Genomic DNA, 23,283 nt, shown 5'->3' with positions numbered 1-23,283 from the left:
ACTATTCATTGCCAATTTGAAGATGTTCCAGTTTTTTGCCAACCAAAGTTTTTTCGCCCACAATTTTAAATCCGAGTTTTAAATAAAGATTCTTTGCCAGCGGATTTTCTTCTTCTACCAATAAACCTAATGTCTGTTTGTTTTGATGTACATATTCGTTAATTAAAAAAACAAGCAGTTTAGAACCAATTCCTTTTCCTTGATGATTTGGATTAACGCCTAAAGAATCTATATAAAACTCCCCAGCACGCGTTTCAAACTCAGGATCAAATTCTGGATTATAATGTGCTCTGACATATTCCACAATCGGATTTCGTAAAGCTTCTATATCAGAACCATTGTAAATATTGACTGCGCCTATGATTTCGCCATTTTCCTCAGCCACAAAACAATTTTGATACGAATATTGGTTGTTTTCTCTTTCAACGAAATATTCCAGAAAGTCTTTCGCGGAAGCGTAATCATTCTTAGCAATAAACTTGTAGATAATATCTTCCATTGCTAATAATAATATAGGTGCAATATATTTTGAGTCTGATTTTTCGGCTTTTCTGATATTCATAGTGAATTGTTTTTAGCAAATTTAGTCTTTAAAATTATTTCACGCAGATTTTAAAGGATTTGAGCAGATCTTAGCAAATTTTAAATAAAAAATCTGCAGAATCAGCTATAATCTGTAACATCTGCGTGAAACAAAAAACACATTGTGCTTAATATATACAAATATACACTCAAAATATACCAATTAAGAGATTTCAACTCGCCTTATATTTGTAGTATAGTTTTAATTTAAACATTAAAAAAAATGAAAGCAATAGGATTTAAAACCTCATTACCCATAGAAAATCCAGAAAGTTTTATCGAATTTGAAGCTGTAAAACCAATTCCTGGGCCACACGATTTATTAGTTAAAATTGATGCGATTTCGGTCAATCCAGTCGATTTTAAAGTTCGCCAGAGTTCAGCAAAAGAAACCGTTTTGGATACCCCAAAAATCATTGGTTGGGATGCTGTCGGAATTGTTCAGGCTGTAGGAGAGAGCGTTACATTGTTTGAAGTTGGAGATCCTGTATATTATGCAGGAGATATTACCAAACAAGGAAGCAATGCCGAATATCAGATTATTGATGAAAGAATTGTCGGCAGAAAACCAAAATCATTATCTATTGAAGAATCGGCTGTGATTCCGTTAACAGCTTTAACCGCTTGGGAAATTTTATTTGACAGAATTAGAATTAGTGCTGACAAAGACAAAGGAAAATCGATTTTAATTATTGGAGGAGCAGGCGGTGTTGGTTCGATTGCGATTCAATTGGCTAAGAAAATTGCAGGTTTAACTGTTATTGCAACAGCTTCTCGTCCTGAAACTATTGAATGGTGCAAACAGCAAGGAGCTGATTTTGTGGTAGATCATAAAGATTTGGTTTCTTCTGTTCGTGAAGCAGGTTTTGAACATGTTGATTTTATTCTAGATTTCGTAGACACCAATGCTTATTGGGATACGATGGTTGAATTGATTAAACCGCAGGGACATATCGCTTCGATTACTGGAAGTGCTGAGCCTGTAGTTTTGAATAAACTGAAAGGCAAAAGTGTTTCTTTTTCTTGGGAATTAATGTACACACGTTCGATGTATCAAACAGAAGATATGATTGAACAGCATAATATCTTAAATATCGTAGCAGATTTGTTGGACGACGGCATTCTGAAAACAACTTTAAACACAACTTTAAACGGACTTACAGCCGAAAATCTTAAAAAAGCACATGAACTTTTGGAATCTGGAAAGACAATTGGAAAGATTGCGATTAAGTTTTAATGCTTAAAATCGGCTTTGTGATAGCTTGGAATAGTTATTTGGAACTGTTTTAAATAATAGTGTTTTTAAATAAGAAATTTTTGTATTTTAGTCGGCTTACAAACCCAATTGAGTATAAATTTTTAACCTAAAACAAAATTATTTATGATTTCAAAAAACACAGACCTTGGATTATTACTGTTGCGTATCAGTACTGGCGGATTAATGCTTTTTCACGGTGTTTCTAAACTTATTCACGGAGTTTCGTTCCTTGTAGAAAGCTTGGGTACATTTGGATATGCGGTTTACATCGGAGAAGTTTTGGCGCCAATTGCCATTTTATTAGGATTCAGAACTAGAATTGCAGCAGTTCTTTTGGCAATAACTTGTGTGGTGGCAGTTGCAACAATGCATAGTCAGGAAATTTTCTCAATTAGTGAGCATGGTGGATATGCTTTAGAATTATTAATGCTGTATTTTTTAGGCGCTCTTGCATTGTTCTTTACTGGAGCAGGTAAATTTGCCGTTTCTAAAAATAGTCAATGGGATTAATCTGCAGGCAATTATATAAATTAAAGAAAGCTCTAAATTTCGATTTAGGGCTTTTTTATTTAAATCCCTTTCATTTTGAAAATCATCGTATCATTTTGATAGCCATTTCTAAATTAACTCAAACTGATTTTTTATTATTTGTTTTATAATGAATGGTTTATTATATAATGAGTTGCTGTGGCACGCCTTTTGTTTTTATGTTGGGGATTATTAAACAAGCCCTTAATTGTAAAACATGTAAAGAATATGAAAACAAGTAACAAAAGAAATAAAGAAATCACAAAAACGTATTTTTCAAATAAATCTAGACGAAACAAAGATCGATTCGTCAACTTAATGGTATTTACGGTTGTTCTTTTTATTACGGTTATGCTAATCGCTAAAATAGTTTAGTGCTATAGTATGAAAACCATTCAAGACAGAACAGATACGGCTGTTTTTTCTTTAAATGAAAAAGTTTGCGAATCTTATGATTTCGTTATTGAAGAAGCAACGGCTAAACATATTTTCTATATAAATGAGATCTGTGAAGAGACATTATCATCTGCGAAAGCTCGAGGAACAGGCATTTCAGGCCGACCGCCAGAACTGCTTGAGAAAAAGATGAAAGAAGGTGAAGCCATTATCGCATTTGCACCAGACGGAAAATGGGCAGGTTTTGCTTTTATATCTTTATGGGAAAACGGTAAATATGTTTCTAATTCTGGATTAATTGTCTCACCTGAGTTTAGACATACAGGTTTATCCAAAAAAATCAAAAGAAAAATCTTTGAACTTAGCCGTAAAAAATATCCAAAAGCACAAATATTTAGCTTGACGACAGGTCTTGCCGTTATGAAAATGAATCACGAACTCGGTTTTGAACCCGTAACTTATTCTGAATTACCAAACGATGAACTTTTTTGGGAAAATTGCAAAAGCTGTATCAATTGTCCGATACTATTAAGCAAAGAAAGAAAGAATTGTTTGTGTACTGCCATGCTCTACGATCCTAAGAGCAACAATATCTCAGATTCTCTGGAATAAACCTGAAAAATGCTTTTCTATGCTATTTTTGCGCTCAAATTATTCCAATAAGTTACCAAAATAGCAATGAAATCTTTATCAGCACTTCTCTTTTTTATTCTCTCTTTTTCTATTAATGCACAATCTCTAAATGGTATCGTAAATGATTCTGATGGAAAAGCATCTTCAGAAGTTTTAATTCGAAATCTAAATTCAAAAACACACGCCCATACCGATGCAAATGGAAAATTTACCTTAGAAGGAACGCAGATAAATGATAGTCTGGTTATTACCAAAAAAGGGTTTTCAACTCAAAAAATTAAACTTGCCTCTTTGGATTTTCTCTCCATTCAATTGGAAGAAAAGCCATTTTTGTTGGAAGAAGTTAAAATCAGCAATAATTTAAAATACCTAAATACGATTTCTAAAATCGATTTTGAAATTCAGCCTATTTCAAATTCTCAGGATTTACTGCGAAAAGTTCCAGGACTTTTTATCGGTCAGCATGCGGGCGGAGGAAAAGCAGAGCAAATCTTTTTAAGAGGTTTTGACTGCGATCACGGAACCGATATTAATATCACCGTAGACGGAATGCCTGTAAACATGGTTTCGCACGCGCACGGACAAGGATATTCTGATCTGCATTTTGTGATTCCTGAAACCGTAGATAATATTGATTTTGATAAAGGTGCTTATTTTGTAGATAAAGGCGATTTTACAACTGCCGGATATGTTGGTTTTAATACCAAAAATGCATTGCAGAACAGTTCTATCTCTTTTGAAGGCGGGCAATTTGATACTTTTCGTACCGTTGCGATGTTTAATTTATTGAATAAAGAAAACCAATCGGCTTATTTTGCTGGAGAATATATGATGACTGACGGTTATTTTGATGCTCCTCAGAATTTTAACCGAATTAATTTGTTTGGAAAATACAACGCTAAAATGGAAAATGGAGACCGTTTGGCGATTTCGGTTTCGCATTTTAAAAGTCAATGGGACGCCAGCGGACAAATTCCTGACCGTGCGGTAAACGACGGAACGATTTCGCATTTTGGAGCAATCGATCCGAATGAAGGAGGAAATACAAACAGAACCAATTTCAATCTGCAATACGATGCCAAAATTGATGACAATACACATATCAAAAGCAGCGCATATTTAAGTAAATACGATTTTGAACTGTATTCTAATTTTACATTTTTCTTGAATGATCCTGTAAACGGCGATCAAATCAAACAGAAAGAAAACAGAACTATTGTAGGTTTTCAGTCTGAATACGATCAAAAACTGAATGAAAAATGGCGTTTTAAACTAGGCGCTGGACTTCGAAATGATAATAATAAAGATGTAGAATTGTCTCATACTTTAAATAGAAAAACAGTTTTAGATTATTTGAGTTTAGGAAATGTCAACCAAACCAATCTTTTTACCTATTCAAGTCTTGATTTTACAGCAGGAAAATGGTTGATAAATGGAGGTTTACGTTTAGATTATTTCAAATTTGGATATGAAGATCAATTGGCTGCAAATTACAGCAATCAGACGCAGACCAAGGCAATTGTTAGTCCGAAACTAAACTTTTTGTATACTCAAAATGACAAATTAAACTATTTCTTGAAGTTAGGAAAAGGATTTCACAGTAATGATACCCGTGTAGTTGTGACGCAAAAAGGAGAAAAAATTCTTCCAGAAACGTACGGAGCAGATTTAGGTTTAAACTGGAAACCATTTCCAAGAATGATTGTCAATTCGGCTCTTTGGTATTTATATCTAGCTCAAGAATTTGTATACGTAGGAGACGAAGCTGTAGTTGAACCAAGCGGTAAAACAGAACGTAAAGGTTTTGATTTTGGGATTAGATATCAATTGACCAATTGGTTATTCTGGAATGCAGATTATACATATACGCACGCAAGAGCAATAGACGAACCTAAGGGAAATGATTATTTGCCACTTGCTCCAAAAAACACTTTAATGAGCGGACTTTCGGTAAAGGACTTAAAAGGTTTTTCAGGAAGTATAAGAACGCGTTTCTTAGGCGACAGACCAGCAAACGAAGATAATTCGGTTGTCGCAAAAGGGTATTGTATTACCGATTTTTCTGTGAATTATCAGATTAAGAAAGTTTCGATTGGCGTTAACATTGACAATATTTTCAATACAAAATGGAAAGAAACACAATTCTTAACCGAATCAAGATTGGCAAATGAAACAGATCCTGTAGAAGAAATTCATTTTACGGCAGGAACACCGTTTAATGCGCGTTTGATCTTGAAATACACGTGGTAGAAATTGATTAATGCGGCAATTAGAAAATGTGCCAATTAGATAATGAGAGTAATTATCTAATTGGCACATTTTCTATTTAATGGTTGGTTTTAAATTGAATCGAATTGAGTCGAATTGAATTGAATTGAATTGAATTCAATCGATCCCTTCATTTTTAATAGGTGCTATCATTCCGTAGGAATGTTTCGTCGGTAGAAAAAAAAAATGGTGTCCAGCCCAATTCACGTTCCGTAGGAACGTTTGATAGGTTAGATATAAAAAACGATGAAACCAAACAAACGTTCCTACGGAACGTAAAACGACTTAAAAAACATATTTTTTCTACCGATGAGATGTTCCTACGGAACATTTTTAAAATCTGCAATCGAGTAAAACAACATTTTCACCGAGCAGATTGTGTGTTCTACCGATTACAATTTTAATTGATATACTCTAGATATACTTTTGATTTAAATTAAAACCTTAAAAATCAAAATTATGTCACTATTTACGCCTCTTCTTTGGATTTTGTTAATCGCTCCGATTATTGTTATTGCACATTTCAAAACTGAAAAATCTAATTTGAAATATTTAGGATTTTTCATTTTATATTTCCTTGCAGATGTGTTTTTGCAGGCTTCAGGAAAACAATTAATCGACTTGGATTTAAAATTTAATTGGGCTGGAAAAATCTTGAGTCTAATTTTAGGATTGATTATAATCTTTTCGGTTTCAAAAGAAGAAAGAATCAAAATCGGATTTACTTCTAAAACCAATTCGCCAGCAAGCTTGAAATTCGGATTATTGGTTTTCTTCGGATTTACGGTATTTGATATTATATTCAAACTGATTTTATTTCCAAAAGGCAATCCTTTCGATTTAGAAACTTTCCTTTTTCAAGCCTCAATGCCCGGATTAACAGAAGAAATCCTTTTTAGAGGAATCTCTTTATGGCTTTTAGACAAAGCTTTTGCGCCAACATGGAATTATCGCGGAATCAAATTTGGTTGGGCATTTGTTATTGTAACAGTTTTGTTTGGAGTTTCTCACGGTGCGGTTTTAGATCAGGATTTACATTTGAAATTTGATGTAATTACAATGTTATACTTAACATTAATTTCTTCTTTGAGCGTTGGTATTCTAAGACAGTTTTCGGGAAATCTTATTTATTCTATTCTGGGGCATAATACGATTAATTTGATCAATGCGGTTATTAGAATTTTATAAAAAAGGAATTCAATATCTAATTAATTTTGAAACACATAGAAACATAGATTTTTTTATTTCGAAAAAGAAGAGAGAAAGAAACTAGTTTCTCACACATAGATGTAAACCTTTGTATATATCTTCAGAAATGGCTATGTGTATTAAAACAAAGTGAAACGTCTTTAAGCGCAAAGAAAATCTATGCTTCTATGTGTTAATTATATTTTCCCACTCATGGAAAAAAATAAATTATATTTGAAACTGCTTTACAACAGTATTACATGCCAAATACCACATCGACTTCGGGATATTTTTTAGATAAAATCGCTTCGCTGAATTTTGACGGCTTTTTCACCAAAAGAAATCGAATTTTACTGCATGTTTTCATGTGGTTAGGTTTTTCTGTTTTGCTTTTTTTGAGTTATGTAATTGGCTATAAATTGGTCTATTTTGATGCTGTTTTACTAACCATAAGAATGGCATTGGTCAATATGATTGTGTTTTATATGCTGTTTTATTTACTATTGCCAAAGATATTCTCAGGAAGCAAAACCCGAATTATAATATTGGTGCTATTGGTTTTTCCAATTTCAATATTTGTTTGGATGGCGGCAACGTATTTTATTTCGCTTTTGTATTATGCTTTAGGTCTTGAAGTTACTTTTGGAGAACTGAAAGGCGTTATTAAAATGAGCGCAGAACAACGTTTTTTTGAAGCAGTTTCGCCAAAAAAAATGCTTTCGCAGACTATAATTATCATTTCGTTGCTTTCGCCTTTTTGCTTTGCAAAGATTTTGGTCGAAATCACGAAATTGTATAATAAGAAATTTCAAGTTGAAAGAGAGAAAACAGCTTTAGAAATTCAGAATATTCAAATTGAAAAGGACTTTTTAAAAGCGCAATTGAATCCGCATTTTTTATTTAACACCTTAAATAATCTGTACGGATTAACGGTTAGAAAAGATAATCTGGCTCCAGAAATCATCTTGAATCTTTCAGATATTATGAGTTATACGCTCTACGAATCGAATACCGAAATTGTCCGTTTGGAAAAAGAATTGGATTTTATCAAAAATTATATCGCTTTAGAAAAGATGCGTTATGCAGATGAAACGGATATTCAAGTTGCTATTGAAGGACAAACCGCAGGACTTTTTGTTGCACCGCTTCTGACATTTACTTTCATAGAAAATGCTTTTAAATATGGTTTAAAAAGTAAAAATGCCTTTATAAAACTCGACATTAAGATTGAAAACAATACTTTTTGGTTTAGTTTAGAGAACGATTTGGAAGATACGCCAAACGATTCTGATTTTGGCGGAATAGGAGTGGAGAATGCCCGTAAACGCTTAGAATTGCTGTATCCCAATCAATATGAATTAGAAATTAAAAGACTAGAAAACTCGTTTAAAGTCGATTTAAAAATAGTTTTAAGAAAATAATGGAAAAGTTGAAATGCATTGTCGTTGACGACGAGCCAATTGCAAGAGATATTATCGAATCTTTTATTGCTGAAATTCCGTTTCTGGAACTTAAAGGTTCGTTTGCAGAAGCTTCTAAAGCATTATTGTTTCTGCAGGAAAATGAAGTTGATATTGTTTTTAGCGATATCGAAATGCCTAAATTTAATGGTTTAGAATTGGCGCAATCGCTTACCAATGCTCCAGTTATTATTTTTATAACGGCGCACCGCAATTTTGCTTTGGAAGGTTTTGAAACCGGAGCTGCCGATTATCTCTTAAAACCCGTTCGTTTTGACCGTTTCCTGAAAGCGGTAAATCGCGCCAAAGAATATCTTTCGCTAAAGAAAACTACTTCAGTTCATCAGATCAATTCAGATCGCATTTTTATCAAATCGGAAGGAAAGCTGATTAAGATTCTTTTGAGTGAAATTCTGTATGTGGAAGCACAAGACGATTATCTGAAATTCGTTATCAACGGCGGATCATATACAACTTTAGGAACTTTAAAGTCAATGGAAGAAGTTTTGAAACTCCCAATATTCTTTCGCGTGCAGCGTTCTTTTATTCTAAATCTCGAAGCTGTGAGAAGCCTCAACGGAAATGTTGTAGAATTGATTGACGGGAAAACCATTTCTGCAGCTTTGAATAAAAAAGAGGAATTGTATCAGTTGCTTGGGATTAAGTAGTTTTTTAACGCAGAGTTTACAAAGTTTTTTAGCCACGAATTCACGAATTATTTTTGATAATCTTTGAGAATAAAAATCGTGAATTCGTGGCGATTATTTAAACAAATAGCTTTGCCGATTTTGTGTTTTTTTAAGCATGTAATTGGGATTAAAAAGGTTTTTAGCGCAGAGTTCGCAAAGGATTTACGCAGAGAAACGCAAAGTTTTTAGTCGATGCATTTTATTTTAAAGGCCACAGAGCGATAGCAAAACATTCCAATTTTCAAACATAGCCCTCGGTTTCAACCGCGTGGACGTTTTGGAATTAAATAGTTTTTTTAACCGCAAAGTTCGCAAAGGATTTTCGCAAAGCTCGCGAAGTATTTCTAAGCCAATACATTTTATTTTAAGTTCACAAAGGCTGAACTTGAAAAACTTTGTGAACTTTAAATAAAATGCAAAAACTAAACTTTGCGTTTCTTTGCGAAAATCCTTTGCGAACTTTGCGGTTAAATAATCAACGATTTTTCTGTATATAATCCGTTGGTGACATATTAAAATGCTTCTGGAAATTTCGTCCAAAGCTTGTTTGCGATTTGTAGCCGACCATTTCTGCGATTTCGTACATTTTATAGTTTTCGTTTAGCAGTAACTCTGCAGCTCTTTTTAATCGTACAATATTGATTAATTCGTTCGGACTCAGATTTGTAATGTCTTTAATTTTTCGGTATAAAGTCGAACGGCTCATGTTCATTATTTCGGCGAGCGATTCTACGCTTAAATCTTGATCGGTGATGTTTTTCAGGATTTCGTCGTCTAGTTTTTTCAGGAACTTTTCGTCGGTTTTATTGTGAGCAATGCTTTTAATGTGCGAAAGGGGAGAACTAGCATAATAATTCATAATCTGTCTGCGGTTTTCAATCAAGTTATTGGCTTGCACTTTTAGATAATCCATAGAAAAAGGTTTTGCCACATAAGCGTCTGCACCCACTTCAAGTCCGTCGATTTGTGATTTTAGCGAGTTTTTTGCTGTCAATAAAATAACAGGAATATGACTTGTTTCAAGATTGGTTTTAATCTTTTTACACATTGTAAATCCGTCCATAATTGGCATGGTTACGTCTGAAATCACCAACTGAATGTTTTCATTATGAATGATTTTGATGCCTTCTTCGCCATTTTGGGCTTTTAAAACAGTATAAGTTCCTGCCAATTCAGTAGTAATAAAACTCAAAAGATCTTCGTTGTCTTCAACAACCAAAACTTGTGCTTTTTCGTTTTTGATTTCAATTGGTTCTTTTGGCGTTTCACTTTCTGTTTGTTCTTTCTCAGAATCGGCATAAAGCATAAATTCTTCTTCTTGATGCAGCGGAACAACCAATTCGAAGATATTGTAATTTACATCTTCAATTAATTCTAAACTTCCATTGTGCAATTGCGCTAGCGAATATGCCAGCGAAAGTCCGATGCCTGTTCCTGATGCCGTACTGCTATCATCAACTCTAAAAAATGGTTCGAAAATTTTGTCTTTTAAATGAATAGGAATCACATTTCCGTCATTTTTTACAATCAAATGCAGTTTCTTTTCATCTCTAAATAAAGATATGGAAACCTTTTTATTCGAATATTTAATCGCATTATTGATCAAATTGCTCAGAATCTTTTTGAAAGCTTCTTTGTCTACAAAAGCATGAATGTCTTTTTCTCCTAATTCTAAGTCAAATTCAAGTTCTCGTTCTTCAATTAATTGGCTGAATCTCAAATGAAAATTTCGAACCATCGAAGAGATATTCGCTTCGACGAAAGTCAATTTCAAACCGCCAATTTCAGATTTTCTAAAATCGAGCAATTCATTTACCAATTTCAATAAACGCGAAGTGTTTTTCTTCATAATCGAAAGATGCTGAGGTACTTCTTCCGATTCGTATTTCATGCCTAAAAGCTTTTCCAACGGACCTTTAATCAAAGTCAAAGGCGTTCTAATTTCGTGCGCGACATTCGTAAAAAAATCAATTTTTGCCTGATAGATTTCTTTTTCTTTTTCGTCGTTTAGATGTTTTATTTTACGGTTATTTTTAATCTGAGTCAGATTTTGAGAATATCTGATAATGTAATAAAGTCCTGCGCAGAACAATATAAAATACAAGATATAGGCATAATTGCTGGCATAAAACGGAGGAAGAATGGTAATTTTCAGTTTTACTTCTTTGCTCCAAACACCAAAACTGTTCAAAGATTTTACTTTAAAAACATAATCGCCAGGCGCCAGTTCGGTAAAGAAAACTTTGTTGTTTCTTCCTAAATAAACCCAGTCATTATTGACGTTTTCTAGTTGAAACCAATATTCGGTCAATTCTGGCGCGGTATAATTTAAAGATGCAAATTCCAGATTAAAAGTTGACTGATTGTTGTTGAGTTCCAGTTCGTCCAAAAACGAGATAGATTGCGAAATAGGAGAATCGGGACTGTTTACCTCAATATCCTTATTATTAATTTGAAGATTGGTAATGTAAATAAAAGGCGTGTATTTGTTTTTACTGAAGTGCTTCGGATTAAAACTGATCATTCCGTTTAGGTTTCCAAAATACATATCGCCATTTGCATCTTTAAAAGCCGAATTGTAATTGAACTGATCGCTCAACAATCCGTTTGCAGTGGTAAAAATCTTGATGGTTTTATGATCTGGACCAAATTTTACCAAACCTTTGGAAGTCGTCAGCCACAGATTTTTAGAATCGTCTTCCAAAATAGAATAGAAAACATTGCTTGGCATTCCGTTTTTGGTTGTGAATTTGGTAAAAGTATGATTTTGTCTGTTTACGAGATTCAGTCCATTTTCGGTTGCAATCCATAAGTTTTTTGAAGAATCTTCAAAAATGGCGTTGATCGTATTATTGCTAATTCCTTTCGGATTTTTATAATCATACGAAAAAACCTCTTTTTTCTTCGTTTTCGGATTATAAAACAACAATCCATCGCGATAACTTCCCGCCCAAAGATTGCCGTCGCTGTCTTCTTTCATATTCGTATAATGATACGTTTCTGGGAAGAATTTCAAGATTTCAAAATTATCGGCTTGTTCATTATAGCGATAAAGTCCCGATGTTGTTACCACAATCAGGTCTCCGTTTTTCATTTCATAAAAAGAAAAAATAAAATTGCTATGCAGTCCGCTTCGACCATCGTTTGCACTATAATGTTTGAGAATTGCGCCTGAATTTCGGTCTAAAACATCCAAACCATGCTCAAAAGTTCCCACCCAGATTTTATCTTTTCGAGGCATTAAAGCATGAATATTATAGTACGAAACATTATAAGAAGTAAATTTCTGCGTTTTCGGATTAAAACGATTTACGCCCGCGTCTTCGGTTCCAATCCATAAATCGCCGTGATCGTCTTTATGAATTTCTCTTACGGCGCTTCCAATAATGGAGTTTTGATTGTTCTGCGGAAAGTACTTTTTAAACTGCGTGTATTGTTTCTGATGGTAATTGACACCGCCAAAATACGTTCCGATCCAGATTCCGTTTTCTTTATCAATTGTTATTGAATAAGCGGCATTATCTGAAATCGCGTACGGATCGTTGTAGTTTTTCTTAAGATTTACAGCGGTTTTAGTTTTCAGATTATAGACATAAACCCCCGATTCGCTGGCAATCCAAAGTTCATCATTTCCTTTTTTTCTAAACTGGCGTACAAAAACAGGCTCTTTGATTGCGAATTTAAGTTCGCTTGTCGATTTGGTTTTTCTATTATATAGGAGTACGCCGTGATCTTGTGTTCCAATTACAATATTTTCAGAATCGACAGCATAAATCACGGTAATTCTAAAATTGGCTTTATTCGCTGGCGGATTTAACGGAATATTTTCAAAAGAAAGATTTTCTTCAGAGTAGTGATAGATTTTATTTAAAGAAGAAGCCCAGATTTCTCCTTTATAGTCTTTCGTAATCGAAGTGGTAATGAAATATTTGTTCGGATTGAAAGTGGTTGTTTCCTTCTTTTTTGGTGCATATTTATACAATATGTTGCCAGAAACAAACCAAATGTTGTCTTTTTGGTCGTGATTGATGTCGTTGATACGATCATTTATAGCTTCATTCAAAATCGTAAAACGATCCAGTTTTTTATCATAATGATACAAACCTTTATCAGTACCGACCCAAATTGTGCCATTATGTTCGTGTAATGATTGTATGTAGTTGCTTCCTAAACTATGAATAGGATCTCCACTGCTTCTATAGGTTTTAAAACGATAACCATCAAAACGGTTTAATCCGTCTTTAGTTCCAAACCACATAAAGCCGTCATTATCTTGTATTGAGGTCAAAACCGTGTTGTTTGAAAGTCCTTCTTCTACCTGATAATGTTTAAAATAATAGTCTTGCGCATTCGAAAAATTTATCGAAAAAAAGCTGAAATATAAAAAAAGAAAGAATTTACGCATAGTTGTATTTTTTAGGCTAAAATCTAGATTTCTGCAAATCGTCTCAATATTCTACAAAATGTTGCAGCTGAATGAAAATGGACTGTTTTTAATACAATTTGAATCATTTGAGAGAGATATTGACACAAATGAAGCATTTTATTTTGAATAAAAAGCGCCTACTTTGAATTTTCAAATAAATGATATTGATAAAATTTTAAGGTTAAAAATACACTATCAATAAAATAAAGTTTGAAAAAACTAACCATTAATAATTTTGAAACAAAATGAACAATTTATTACAACTAAAGAATATTAGTTCTTTTTTTGCCCGTATACCAGACGGCTAAAAAAGCGCCATATTTCATTAAACCAAACCACAAAAAGAAATAAAACTATCTAAAATGCAAAAATCAATGAAAACAAAGTTCACTCACTTTTTAACGAAGAGATATTACCTCTTAGTTTTCTTTAGTTTATTACTGCAGTCCGCTTTTGCCCAGCAAATAAATGTTACGGGAAAAGTGACTACCGCAGACGGACAAGCGGTTCCTTTTGCGAATGTTTTGATAAAAGGAACACAGAATGGTGCTGTTACCGATTTTGACGGAAGCTTTAAAATTTCAGCTAGCGGAAATCAGACTCTAGTTTTTAGTTCGCAAGGCTATAAAACAGTAGAAATTGCCATCAACAACAAAACTTCTATAAATGTAACAATGGCAGAAGATGCCATGAAATTGGACGAGATAGTTGTTGTAGGTTACGGATCGCAACAGAAAAAAGACCTTACGGGAGCTGTTGCATTAGTGAAACCTGATGAAATTCAGAAAAGACAGGTTACTACAGTGGCAGACGGACTTCAAGGCTTGGTTACGGGAGTTAAAGTTCGCGGTGGCGGACGCCCAGGACAAGAAGCCAATGTTGAAATTCGTGGACTTAAAAACCTTCAAAACACCAATCCATTATACGTAATTGACGGTTTAGTAACTTCTGCAAACAGAGACTTTAATCCAAATGATATTGAATCGATTCAGGTTTTAAAAGATGCTTCTGCAGCAGCAATCTACGGTTCTAGAGCGGCAAATGGTGTAATCATTATTACGACTAAAAAAGGTAAAAAAGGTCCGCTTCAGGTTGAAGTATCAGCCAAAAGCAGTTTTACAACAATGCCTCGCTACGATTTAATGGGAACCGAAGAGTTTGCCAAATACAACAATATGGCATACGACAATGCTGGACTTCCTAGACAAAACTTGAATATGGCTGTAAATACAGATTGGCAAGATGCGGTTTTTAGAACAGGAATGATTCAGGATTATAACGCTAGTTTTTCGGGAGGAAATGAGAATTCGAGTTTCTTTATGTCTGGAAATTATTTTGGAAATGAAGGAACGGTTGTAGGAACCGATTTCGACAGAATTTCATTCAGGGTAAACTCTAGCGGTACAAAAGGAATTTTCAGCATTGGAGAAAACTTAGCAATAAGTAATTCTAAAACAGATGAAATGTCTGGTAACCCAATTATTGATGTTTACAGAATGACACCAACGATTCCGCTTTATGATGCTTCTAATCCGGGCGGATACGGTTATGGAAAACAAGGTGTTGCCGATACTTTTGGTACAAACCCTTTGGCAATTGCTGATTTTGCGAATACTATCAATGAAAATTTTAGAATTAGAGGAAACATTTGGTCAGAATTAAAATTTGTGCCATGGCTGAAATACCGTTTCAATTTCGGATATGAAACCAGTTTTGATTCGTATAAATTCATGAGAAAAAAAGGAAGTTGGACTTTAAACCAACCGCAAGATCCTTCTCAAACAGATCAAAACAAAGGAAGATCGGAGACTTTATTATTTGAAAATACTTTGACTTTCAAAAAAGAATTTGGCAAACACGATATTACGCTTTTAGTAGGTCAGACCTATCAAAAAGACAATTACAATCAGATTTACGGAACAAAAAGAAATCTTCCTATGAATTCTGGAACTGGGCAATATTATGAGGTTTTAAATCAAGGAGATTCGCCAGTAGTGGGCGGATTCATCAATGAAGCGGCTTTAACGTCGTATTTAGGAAGGTTAGAATACAACTATGATAATCGCTATTTGTTTAATGCTGTTTTAAGACGTGACGGATCTTCAAAATTCAGCGATGCCAACAAGTGGGGCAATTTCCCATCTCTTTCTGCAGGTTGGAGAATCAGCAATGAATCTTTCTTTAAATCAGAGTTCATTAAAGACTTAAAACTAAGAGCAAGTTATGGTGAATTAGGTTCTGGAAACATCGGAAATTACGAATACAAAAGCTTCGTAAATAATTTTGGACAGATTGTATTAGGAAAAGACCAAACATTATATCCTTCTGCTGCTCAAGTAAAATTGTCAAATGCAGAATTGCGTTGGGAAAAATTAAAACAAACCAACATAGGAGTAGATTTAGGAGTTCTAAACAACGATTTGCGTTTTACAGCCGATTATTTCATCGCTCGTACCGAAGATGTATTATTTGGTTTCCCAATTCTATTAACTACAGGAAACGATGGCGGAAACCCAATTTCTAATGCTGCTACGGTAGAAAATAAAGGTTTTGAGTTGGAATTGGCTTACAGCAAAAAAATTAACGATTTCTCGTTTAATGCTTCTGTAAACTTTACTAAAATAAACAATAAGCTGGTTTCTTTAGGTAACGGACAAAATGAAAATTACTCTGGAAACACCGTTACAAGAGCTGGTATGCCAGTAGGAATGTGGTATGTTTTGCAGACAGATGGTTTGTTTCAAAATCAGCAGGAAATTGACAATTACAAAAATGCAAACGGAAAAGTGATTATGCCAAATGCTGTTCCTGGAGATATTCGTTTTAAAGACAATAATGGAGACGGACAAATTACAAACGAAGACAAAGCCGTTGTAGGAAGTCCGTGGCCAGAATTTGAAATGGGTTTCAATGCAGGTGCTGAATACAAAGGTTTTGATTTTTCGATGAACTGGATCGCTTCAAACGGAGCAATGGTTTATGACGGATTTAGAAGTGTTGTAGATCGTTTTGATGACAATAGCAACTACAGAAAAGGCATTCAGCCTTGGACGCCAGAAAATCCAAACACTGATTTTCCTCGAGTTACAAAAGGATCAACTTTAAATTCAAGAGGAGATACCGACCGTTTCTTAGAGAGCGGCAATTTCATCAGATTGAAATACATCGGATTCGGATATAGTTTTCCGCAAAATGTGTTACAAGGTTCTGGCATTTCAAGAGCAAGATTGACCTTATCGGCACAGAATATTATTACGATTACTAAATACCAAGGATTAGATCCGGAGTTTACTAACAATAATATTTTTGAAAGAGGTGTAGATAATGGTGCATTTCCGAACCTTAGGACTTATTCTTTAGGTGTAGAGTTTAGCTTTTAATTAAAAAAACAGCGTAATGAAAAAAATAATAATTATAACAGCAGCTTTTCTAGGTCTTGTTTTTACCGCTTGTGAAAACGAATTGGATCTAAACAGCCCAAATGATATTACAGTTGACCAATATTGGAAAACTGAAAGTGATGCACAAGCCGGTGTAAACTCTATTTATGCCATGTTTTATAAAGACGGATTGTGGGCAAGATGGATTTATTTCCGTCTGGATTTAACTTCTGATGAAGGGTATAGCGTAAGTCCGTGGACAGAATTGGCAGATTGGACAAGATTCAATTATATCAATTATAATTTTTGGGAAGGAAATGCTGTAACATGGAGAGACACTTACAAAGCTATCTTTAGATGCAATCAGGTTTTAGCGAATGTTCCGAATATTGCTTTTCAAAATGAAGAGGATAAAAAGAAAATTATAGCTCAGGCTAAATTTTTCAGAGCATTGCACTATTACTATGCCGCTGTAATTTGGGAGGATATCCCATTGGTTTTAGAACCGTCAACACCACAAGCTTTGCCACAACAGAAGAAAGTAGATGAAATTTGGGCTCAAGTTGAAAAAGATTTGAATGAAGCCTTTGAAGATTTGCCGAGAGATTGGTCAGCAGATCAGTTAGGAAGACCAGATAAAGGTGCTGCAAAAGCGTTTCTTGCCAAAGTATATATGCAGCAGCACAAATGGCCAGAAGCAAAAACGGCTTTAGAATTTTTAATTTCTGGAGCAGGAGCCAAGTACAGTCTTGTTGCTAATTACAGAGACAATTTTACAGATACAAATGAAAATAATGCTGAATCTGTTTTTGAAATCCAATTTGGAGACCAAAGAAAAGGTGGAACTGGTGAAGATCAAAATGCAGCAGTTTCTAGTAATCGTTCTCAGTTCTTCGCGCCAAGAGGAATTGGATGGTCTGACGGACAAGCGCGTATCTGGTTAGTTGACGCCTTTAAACAAGAAAACAATAAAGACGGAAAATTGGATGAAAGATTAAGATGGACTTTGTTTTATCCTCAATTATTAGCTGATTTCGGAGACAAAACATACGGCAGAAACTGGGAGTGGAACAATAATGAAGCTTGGTTTAGAAAAGGAAGCCGTGATTATTATAGAAATAATGAGGATTATTACAACCAAGTAAACTACAGATTGGTTCGTTATGCGGATATTTTATTACGCTACGCGGAAGTTTTAAACGAATTGGGAAACACTGCTCAAGCATACCAATATGTTGATATGGTAAGAACTCGTGCCAACATGAATGCATTGGCAACAGCACATCCTGAAATTGGAAACGATCATGACAAATTCCTAGAGCGTTTGAAAATGGAAAGAGTTTTAGAATTATGCGGCGAAAGTGTTCGTTGGGAAGATTTAAAACGCTGGGGAGATTTAAATAATCAAGCTTCTGTAGATAAAATTGCGCTTCGTGATCCAGATTTTAAAAACTTCGCAGTTGGAAAAAATCATAGAATGCCAATTCCGCAAAGCGATGTAGATAATAATCCAAATCTAGAGCAGAACTCTGGATATTAACGATATGCATTGGGTGAAATTGAACAGAATTTAATTTTAACACATAGAAACATAGTCTTTAGGAATCTATTAAAGGTGTTTCACTTAGAATAATACACATAGCGCTATGTGTTAAAGCTTGCTTTTTCTATAATCTTAAGCAGAATAATAAAAATCTATGCTTCTATGTGTTAAAAATAATTTCACCCAATGTGTTAAAACTGATTTTTTTGAGGGAATCAGCAGAATTAAGTTGATTCCCTTTCATAAAGAACAATTGTTCAAAAAAAATAAAATTGAAATGAAGAAAGTAAAATTGTGTCTGACATTTATGTTAGCAGGACTCGTATTGCTTAGCTGCAACAATAAAAAAAGTAATCCTGAAGAAAATAAAAGCGAAACCGCATCAATAGAAAAAAGAGAAATCTGGACAAAAGATCAGGCCAATAAATGGTATGCAGAACAGCCTTGGTTGGTTGGGGCAAATTATTCTCCTAGCACAGCTATAAATCAGTTAGAGATGTGGCAGGAAGATACTTTTGATCCAAAGAGAATTGATCAAGAATTGGGTTGGGCAGAAAATTTAGGCATGAATGTAATGCGAGTGTATCTGCACGATTTATTGCATCAGCAAGACGCAGAAGGGCTTTACAAACGCATGGATCAGTTTCTTGAAATTGCTGATAAACATCACATCAAAACCCTTTTTGTTTTATTCGATTCTTGTTGGGATCCGTTTCCAGCTTTAGGAAAACAGCGTGCGCCAAAACCGCATACACACAATTCAGGCTGGGTTCAGGCTCCAGGACAAAAAGCGCTTCAGGACAAAACACAATATCCGCGTTTAGAGAAATATGTAAAAGAAACAGTTTCTCATTTTAAAGATGACAAACGAATTTTAGGTTGGGATGTTTGGAATGAACCAGATAACATGACAGGACCATCTTACGAGAAAGTTGAAATCAAAAACAAAGTCGATTTGGTTTTACCGCTTTTAAAAGATGTTTTTGTTTGGGCAAGATCTAGTAATCCGTCACAGCCATTGACTTCTGGAGTTTGGGTTGGAGATTGGAGTGATGAAGCGAAAATGAAGCCAATGCACAAAATGCAGATCGAACAATCAGATATTGTTTCTTTCCACAATTATGATAAACCAGCAGATTTTGAAAGAGTAGTGAAGCAATTACAGCGTTACGGAAAACCATTAATCTGTACAGAATATATGGCAAGACCAAACGGAAGCACGTTTGAAGGATTTTTGCCAATTGCGAGAAAATATAATGTCGGTATGATCAATTGGGGATTTGTAGACGGAAAAACACAAACGAAATACGCTTGGGACAGTTGGACTAAAACGTATACAGCAGAACCAAAATTATGGTTTCACGAAGTGCTTCATACAGATGGAACGCCATACATAAAAGCTGAAACCGATTTGATTAAGAAAATGACAGCTGAGGCAAACAAAAAGAATTAGAAAATGGGTCAATTTGATAATTAGATAATTTTTTAAATGTGTTAATGGGCTAATTTTCTAATTACCATATTTTCTCATTTTCTAATTATCAAATTGACTAATTGGCACATTAAAAAAAACAGCTTATGAAAACAATAAAGAACTTATTTTTTCTAATGATGATTCTGGTCGGTTTTTTTGCGAAAGCGCAACAGCCAGACCCACCCGGACAAGTTAAAGGAAACGAGAAACCAAAAAACGAAGCCTATCTTTTTGCACACATGACGCATAACGATTACGGAAGATTATATTATTCTGTAAGTTTGGATGGTTTGCATTGGGAAAATCTGAATAACGGAAAACGAGTTTTCGAAGATTATAAGGGGCATCCCGATATCTGCAAAGGCCCAGACGGAAAATATTATATCGCAGGAAATACTGGAGATGATGCAAAAGCTATCAATATCTGGGTTTCGGATGATTTGATTACTTGGAAAAAACATTCCGATTATACGCCAGATTTAAAAAGCACGCCAGATTATTCTAACGCTTTACAGCGAATTGGTGCGCCAAAATTATATTATGACGAACCTTCTCAAAAGTTCATCATGACTTGGCATACGCCGCATCTGGAAGGAACGAAAGAAGATGGCGAACGTTATTGGGCAAGTCAGCGAACATTGTATGTTTTGTCTAAAGATTTAAAAACTTTCGAAGGAACTCCAAAACGTTTATTCGACTGGGATATGGGAACGATTGATGTTTTTATTCGTAAAGTTGGCGATTCCTACTACGCCGTGATTAAAGACGAAACCTATCCAACTTTGTATTGGACAACCGGAAAAACCATCCGAATTGCCAAATCTAAATCCCTTTTGGGGCCTTATTCTTTGCCCCAGCAATCTATCAGTCCAAACTTCAGAGAAGCGCCAATGCTGATTCCTTCTCCAGATGACAAAATATGGTATATGTATTACGAACAATATCCAGGAGTTTCATACGGATTGTCAATCGCAGATAACCTAAACGGACCTTGGTTTCAAGCCTCAGGTTATACTTTTTTCTCAGATTGGGACAAATACAGTCTCCCAGAAAAAGTACGCCACGGATGCATGATTACAATCTCTAAAAAAGAATACGACAGTTTGGTGAAGAAATTTGGCCTTACGAAGAAGTTATAAGTTATGAATTATGAGTTATGAGTTTTTGTTGTGATGGTTAAGTGGTTATTTATTGAGGAATAAAATATCAATTGGAGATAATTCATAACTCATAATTCATAACTCAAAAAAATGGTTAGTTAAGTTAGTTTAGTTCAGTAATTATCGGGCTTATGTGGAGATGAGCCCGGTAATTCATTTTTAAATTAGAAGAGTAAATTTTCACCATATAAGTTATATAAGTTCATATTAAGTTTGGTTGTGATTTGAAAGTCAGAATCTTATATTTTTCTTGACAATGCTTAATAACAGTTGCTTAAACTAAAGTGAACTTATATCACTTATATGGTTTAAAATAAAAAAAAAACGTATGAGTGTAAAATCTCAAATAGATAGAACATGAAAAGAAAAAGTATCCTTTTTTTAGCCTTGTTTTCCCTTTTTGCTGTAAATGCGCAATGGAAACCGCAAGGAGATAAAATCAAAACCAAATGGGCGGAACAGGTTGACCCGAAGAAACCGTTACCCGAATATCCCCGTCCGATTATGGAGCGTGGCCAATGGAAAAATCTGAATGGTTTGTGGAATTATAGCATTCAAGAATTTGGAAAAGCAGCGCCTTCAAAATATGACGGGCAGATTCTGGTTCCGTTTGCGGCTGAATCTAGCTTGTCAGGGGTTATGAAAGAAGTGGGAGCTAAAAACGAACTTTGGTATGAAACTCAATTTTCGATTGAATCGGGTTGGAATGGAAAAAATATCCTTTTGCATTTTGGCGCTGTGGATTGGAAAACAGAAGTTTTTATTAATGATGTAAAAGTGGGTTCGCATACGGGAGGTTATACGCCGTTTTCATTTGACATTACGCCATTCATCCAAAAAGGGAAAAATCAGAAATTGGCTGTGAAAGTTTGGGATCCTTCTAATGATGGTCCACAACCGAGAGGAAAACAAGTTAAAAATCCAGAAGGAATTTGGTATACGCCCGTTACGGGAATCTGGCAAACGGTTTGGATTGAGCCTGTAAATGCTAAAAACATCTCAGCATTAAAAACAACGCCAAATATTGATCAAAATACAATCAGCATTAAAGCTGAGGTAAATGGAGCAGAAAAAGGTGATTTAGTTGAAATTTCAGTTTTTGATGGAGGAAAAGAAATTGCTAAAGAAAAAGCCGTTGTGGGCGAAAGCAATGATATTGTTTTGAATAATCCGAAATTGTGGTCGCCTGAAAGTCCGTTTTTATATCAGACGAAAATTCGATTAATCAGCAAGAATAAAGTGGTTGATGAGGTGAAAAGTTATTTTGCGATGCGTAAGATTTCGTCTAAACGCGATGAAAACGGAATTATGAGAATGCAATTGAATAACAAAGATTATTTTCAATTTGGACCTTTAGACCAAGGCTGGTGGCCAGACGGGTTGTACACCGCGCCAACAGATGAAGCATTGAAATACGATATTGTTAAAACCAAAGAATTAGGATTTAATATGATTCGTAAACACGTAAAAGTAGAACCGGAACGTTGGTATACGTATTGCGATCAGTTAGGAATTCTGGTTTGGCAAGATATGCCAAGCGGAGACGATCAGCCAGTTTGGCAAAATAGAAAGTATTTTGAAGGCACAGAATTACAGCGTTCGCCAAAATCAGAAGAAATCTACAGAAAAGAGTGGAGAGAGATTATGGATCATTTGTATTCATATCCAAGTATTGTGGTTTGGGTTCCGTTTAATGAAGCTTGGGGACAATTTAAAACCGTTGAAATTACAGAATGGACAAAAAATCATGATTCAACGCGTTTGATTAATTCTGCAAGCGGTGGAAATCACTTTCAAACTGGAGATATTTTGGATTTGCATAATTACCCTGGTCCAGATATGTATTTGTATGATGCAAGAAGAGTTACAGTCTTGGGAGAGTATGGCGGAATCGGACTTCCACTAGAAGGACATCTTTGGAGAGCAAATGACAACTGGGGTTACATCAAATTTAAAAATGAGGCAGAAGTTACCGCCGAATATAAAAAGTACGCGGAAATGCTTCGAAAATACGTTAAAACGGGATTCTCGGCTGCAGTCTATACTCAAACAACAGATGTTGAAGGCGAAGTGAACGGTTTTATGACCTACGATAGGAAAGTGGATAAAATGGATTTTAAAGCGGTAAATAAGATTAATACGGAGGTTATCCATGCTTTGAATGTTAAATAATTTTTAAACACATAGAAAGATAGGGTTTTGTTTTGAAAAAAAGGAAGTATAAGAAACTAGTTTCAACACATAGCTTCTGAATGATAAAAAATAACGAACAGCTTTGTGTTCTTCGGCTTCTTTTGA

The 23,283-nt window shown here is 34.7% G+C and carries 14 protein-coding genes; 12 read left to right on the top strand and 2 right to left on the bottom strand.

Annotation, left to right across the window (positions count from 1 at the left end; translation table 11 throughout):
- Position 1: 1 nt before the first annotated feature.
- Positions 2 to 562, bottom strand: coding sequence for a GNAT family N-acetyltransferase (locus tag NU08_RS09110; protein ID WP_066034931.1), 561 nt, complete (start codon positions 560 to 562; stop codon positions 2 to 4).
- 243 nt (positions 563 to 805) lie between these two features.
- Here NU08_RS09110 and NU08_RS09105 point away from each other — a divergent pair, with 243 nt between their 5' ends.
- The 7 genes from NU08_RS09105 to NU08_RS09075 all read left to right on the top strand — a co-directional run bounded on the left by NU08_RS09105 (position 806) and on the right by NU08_RS09075 (position 8,981).
- Positions 806 to 1,819 carry a zinc-binding alcohol dehydrogenase family protein gene (locus tag NU08_RS09105; protein WP_129746827.1) on the top strand — a complete coding sequence of 338 codons (1,014 nt, stop codon included), beginning with the start codon at positions 806 to 808 and terminating at the stop codon, positions 1,817 to 1,819.
- Positions 1,820 to 1,963: 144 nt separating this feature from the next.
- Positions 1,964 to 2,350 carry a DoxX family protein gene (locus NU08_RS09100; protein WP_129746826.1) on the top strand — a complete coding sequence of 129 codons (387 nt, stop codon included), beginning with the start codon at positions 1,964 to 1,966 and terminating at the stop codon, positions 2,348 to 2,350.
- A gap of 402 nt (positions 2,351 to 2,752) precedes the next feature.
- Positions 2,753 to 3,376: a GNAT family N-acetyltransferase gene (locus NU08_RS09095; RefSeq protein WP_129746825.1), complete on the top strand. Its 624-nt coding sequence runs from the start codon at positions 2,753 to 2,755 to the stop codon at positions 3,374 to 3,376.
- 66 nt (positions 3,377 to 3,442) lie between these two features.
- Positions 3,443 to 5,647 (top strand): TonB-dependent receptor, encoded by a 2,205-nt coding sequence (locus NU08_RS09090; protein ID WP_129746824.1) that lies wholly within the window; start codon positions 3,443 to 3,445, stop codon positions 5,645 to 5,647.
- A 477-nt stretch (positions 5,648 to 6,124) separates the two neighbouring features.
- The gene (locus NU08_RS09085) at positions 6,125 to 6,853 is read left to right on the top strand and encodes a CPBP family intramembrane glutamic endopeptidase (RefSeq protein WP_129746823.1); all 729 of its coding nucleotides are present in this window, start codon (positions 6,125 to 6,127) and stop codon (positions 6,851 to 6,853) included.
- A gap of 260 nt (positions 6,854 to 7,113) precedes the next feature.
- Positions 7,114 to 8,274 carry a sensor histidine kinase gene (locus tag NU08_RS09080; RefSeq protein WP_129746822.1) on the top strand — a complete coding sequence of 387 codons (1,161 nt, stop codon included), beginning with the start codon at positions 7,114 to 7,116 and terminating at the stop codon, positions 8,272 to 8,274.
- Positions 8,274 to 8,981, top strand: coding sequence for a LytR/AlgR family response regulator transcription factor (locus NU08_RS09075; RefSeq protein ID WP_129746821.1), 708 nt, complete (start codon positions 8,274 to 8,276; stop codon positions 8,979 to 8,981). Before NU08_RS09080 ends, NU08_RS09075 begins: the two co-directional genes overlap by 1 nt.
- 496 nt (positions 8,982 to 9,477) lie before the next feature.
- Here the strand turns inward: NU08_RS09075 and NU08_RS09070 are convergent, their stop codons facing one another.
- On the bottom strand, positions 9,478 to 13,407 hold the full coding sequence (locus NU08_RS09070; protein ID WP_129746820.1) for a two-component regulator propeller domain-containing protein: 3,930 nt from the start codon (positions 13,405 to 13,407) through the stop codon (positions 9,478 to 9,480).
- A gap of 395 nt (positions 13,408 to 13,802) precedes the next feature.
- Here NU08_RS09070 and NU08_RS09065 point away from each other — a divergent pair, with 395 nt between their 5' ends.
- From NU08_RS09065 to NU08_RS09045, 5 genes are all read left to right on the top strand, one after another.
- Positions 13,803 to 16,808, top strand: a complete 3,006-nt coding sequence (locus NU08_RS09065) for a SusC/RagA family TonB-linked outer membrane protein (protein ID WP_242502518.1) — start codon at positions 13,803 to 13,805, stop codon at positions 16,806 to 16,808.
- Positions 16,809 to 16,824: 16 nt separating this feature from the next.
- Positions 16,825 to 18,348 carry a RagB/SusD family nutrient uptake outer membrane protein gene (locus NU08_RS09060; RefSeq protein ID WP_129746818.1) on the top strand — a complete coding sequence of 508 codons (1,524 nt, stop codon included), beginning with the start codon at positions 16,825 to 16,827 and terminating at the stop codon, positions 18,346 to 18,348.
- 280 nt (positions 18,349 to 18,628) lie between these two features.
- A complete protein-coding gene (locus tag NU08_RS09055; protein WP_129746817.1) occupies positions 18,629 to 19,804 on the top strand; it encodes a cellulase family glycosylhydrolase in 1,176 nt (391 codons plus the stop codon).
- A 125-nt stretch (positions 19,805 to 19,929) separates the two neighbouring features.
- The gene (locus tag NU08_RS09050) at positions 19,930 to 20,964 is read left to right on the top strand and encodes a glycoside hydrolase family 43 protein (RefSeq protein WP_129746816.1); all 1,035 of its coding nucleotides are present in this window, start codon (positions 19,930 to 19,932) and stop codon (positions 20,962 to 20,964) included.
- A gap of 378 nt (positions 20,965 to 21,342) precedes the next feature.
- Positions 21,343 to 23,157: a glycoside hydrolase family 2 protein gene (locus tag NU08_RS09045; RefSeq protein ID WP_129746815.1), complete on the top strand. Its 1,815-nt coding sequence runs from the start codon at positions 21,343 to 21,345 to the stop codon at positions 23,155 to 23,157.
- The last annotated feature ends 126 nt before the right edge of the window (positions 23,158 to 23,283 follow it).

Origin of the sequence: Flavobacterium anhuiense (assembly GCF_004151235.1) — a bacterium.
GTDB lineage: Bacteria > Bacteroidota > Bacteroidia > Flavobacteriales > Flavobacteriaceae > Flavobacterium > Flavobacterium anhuiense_A.
The sequence above is the reverse complement of the archived record's forward strand: the minus strand, read 5'-3'. Positions and strand labels throughout refer to the sequence as shown.

Excerpts from the sequence above, each read along its gene's own strand:
- NU08_RS09110 (WP_066034931.1), bottom strand. The coding sequence starts at position 562 with ATGAATATCAGAAAAGCCGAAAAATCAGACTCAAAATATATTGCACCT.
- NU08_RS09105 (WP_129746827.1), top strand. The coding sequence starts at position 806 with ATGAAAGCAATAGGATTTAAAACCTCATTACCCATAGAAAATCCAGAA.
- NU08_RS09100 (WP_129746826.1), top strand. The coding sequence starts at position 1,964 with ATGATTTCAAAAAACACAGACCTTGGATTATTACTGTTGCGTATCAGT.
- NU08_RS09095 (WP_129746825.1), top strand. The coding sequence starts at position 2,753 with ATGAAAACCATTCAAGACAGAACAGATACGGCTGTTTTTTCTTTAAAT.
- NU08_RS09090 (WP_129746824.1), top strand. The coding sequence starts at position 3,443 with ATGAAATCTTTATCAGCACTTCTCTTTTTTATTCTCTCTTTTTCTATT.
- NU08_RS09085 (WP_129746823.1), top strand. The coding sequence starts at position 6,125 with ATGTCACTATTTACGCCTCTTCTTTGGATTTTGTTAATCGCTCCGATT.
- NU08_RS09080 (WP_129746822.1), top strand. The coding sequence starts at position 7,114 with ATGCCAAATACCACATCGACTTCGGGATATTTTTTAGATAAAATCGCT.
- NU08_RS09075 (WP_129746821.1), top strand. The coding sequence starts at position 8,274 with ATGGAAAAGTTGAAATGCATTGTCGTTGACGACGAGCCAATTGCAAGA.
- NU08_RS09070 (WP_129746820.1), bottom strand. The coding sequence starts at position 13,407 with ATGCGTAAATTCTTTCTTTTTTTATATTTCAGCTTTTTTTCGATAAAT.
- NU08_RS09065 (WP_242502518.1), top strand. The coding sequence starts at position 13,803 with ATGAAAACAAAGTTCACTCACTTTTTAACGAAGAGATATTACCTCTTA.
- NU08_RS09060 (WP_129746818.1), top strand. The coding sequence starts at position 16,825 with ATGAAAAAAATAATAATTATAACAGCAGCTTTTCTAGGTCTTGTTTTT.
- NU08_RS09055 (WP_129746817.1), top strand. The coding sequence starts at position 18,629 with ATGAAGAAAGTAAAATTGTGTCTGACATTTATGTTAGCAGGACTCGTA.
- NU08_RS09050 (WP_129746816.1), top strand. The coding sequence starts at position 19,930 with ATGAAAACAATAAAGAACTTATTTTTTCTAATGATGATTCTGGTCGGT.
- NU08_RS09045 (WP_129746815.1), top strand. The coding sequence starts at position 21,343 with ATGAAAAGAAAAAGTATCCTTTTTTTAGCCTTGTTTTCCCTTTTTGCT.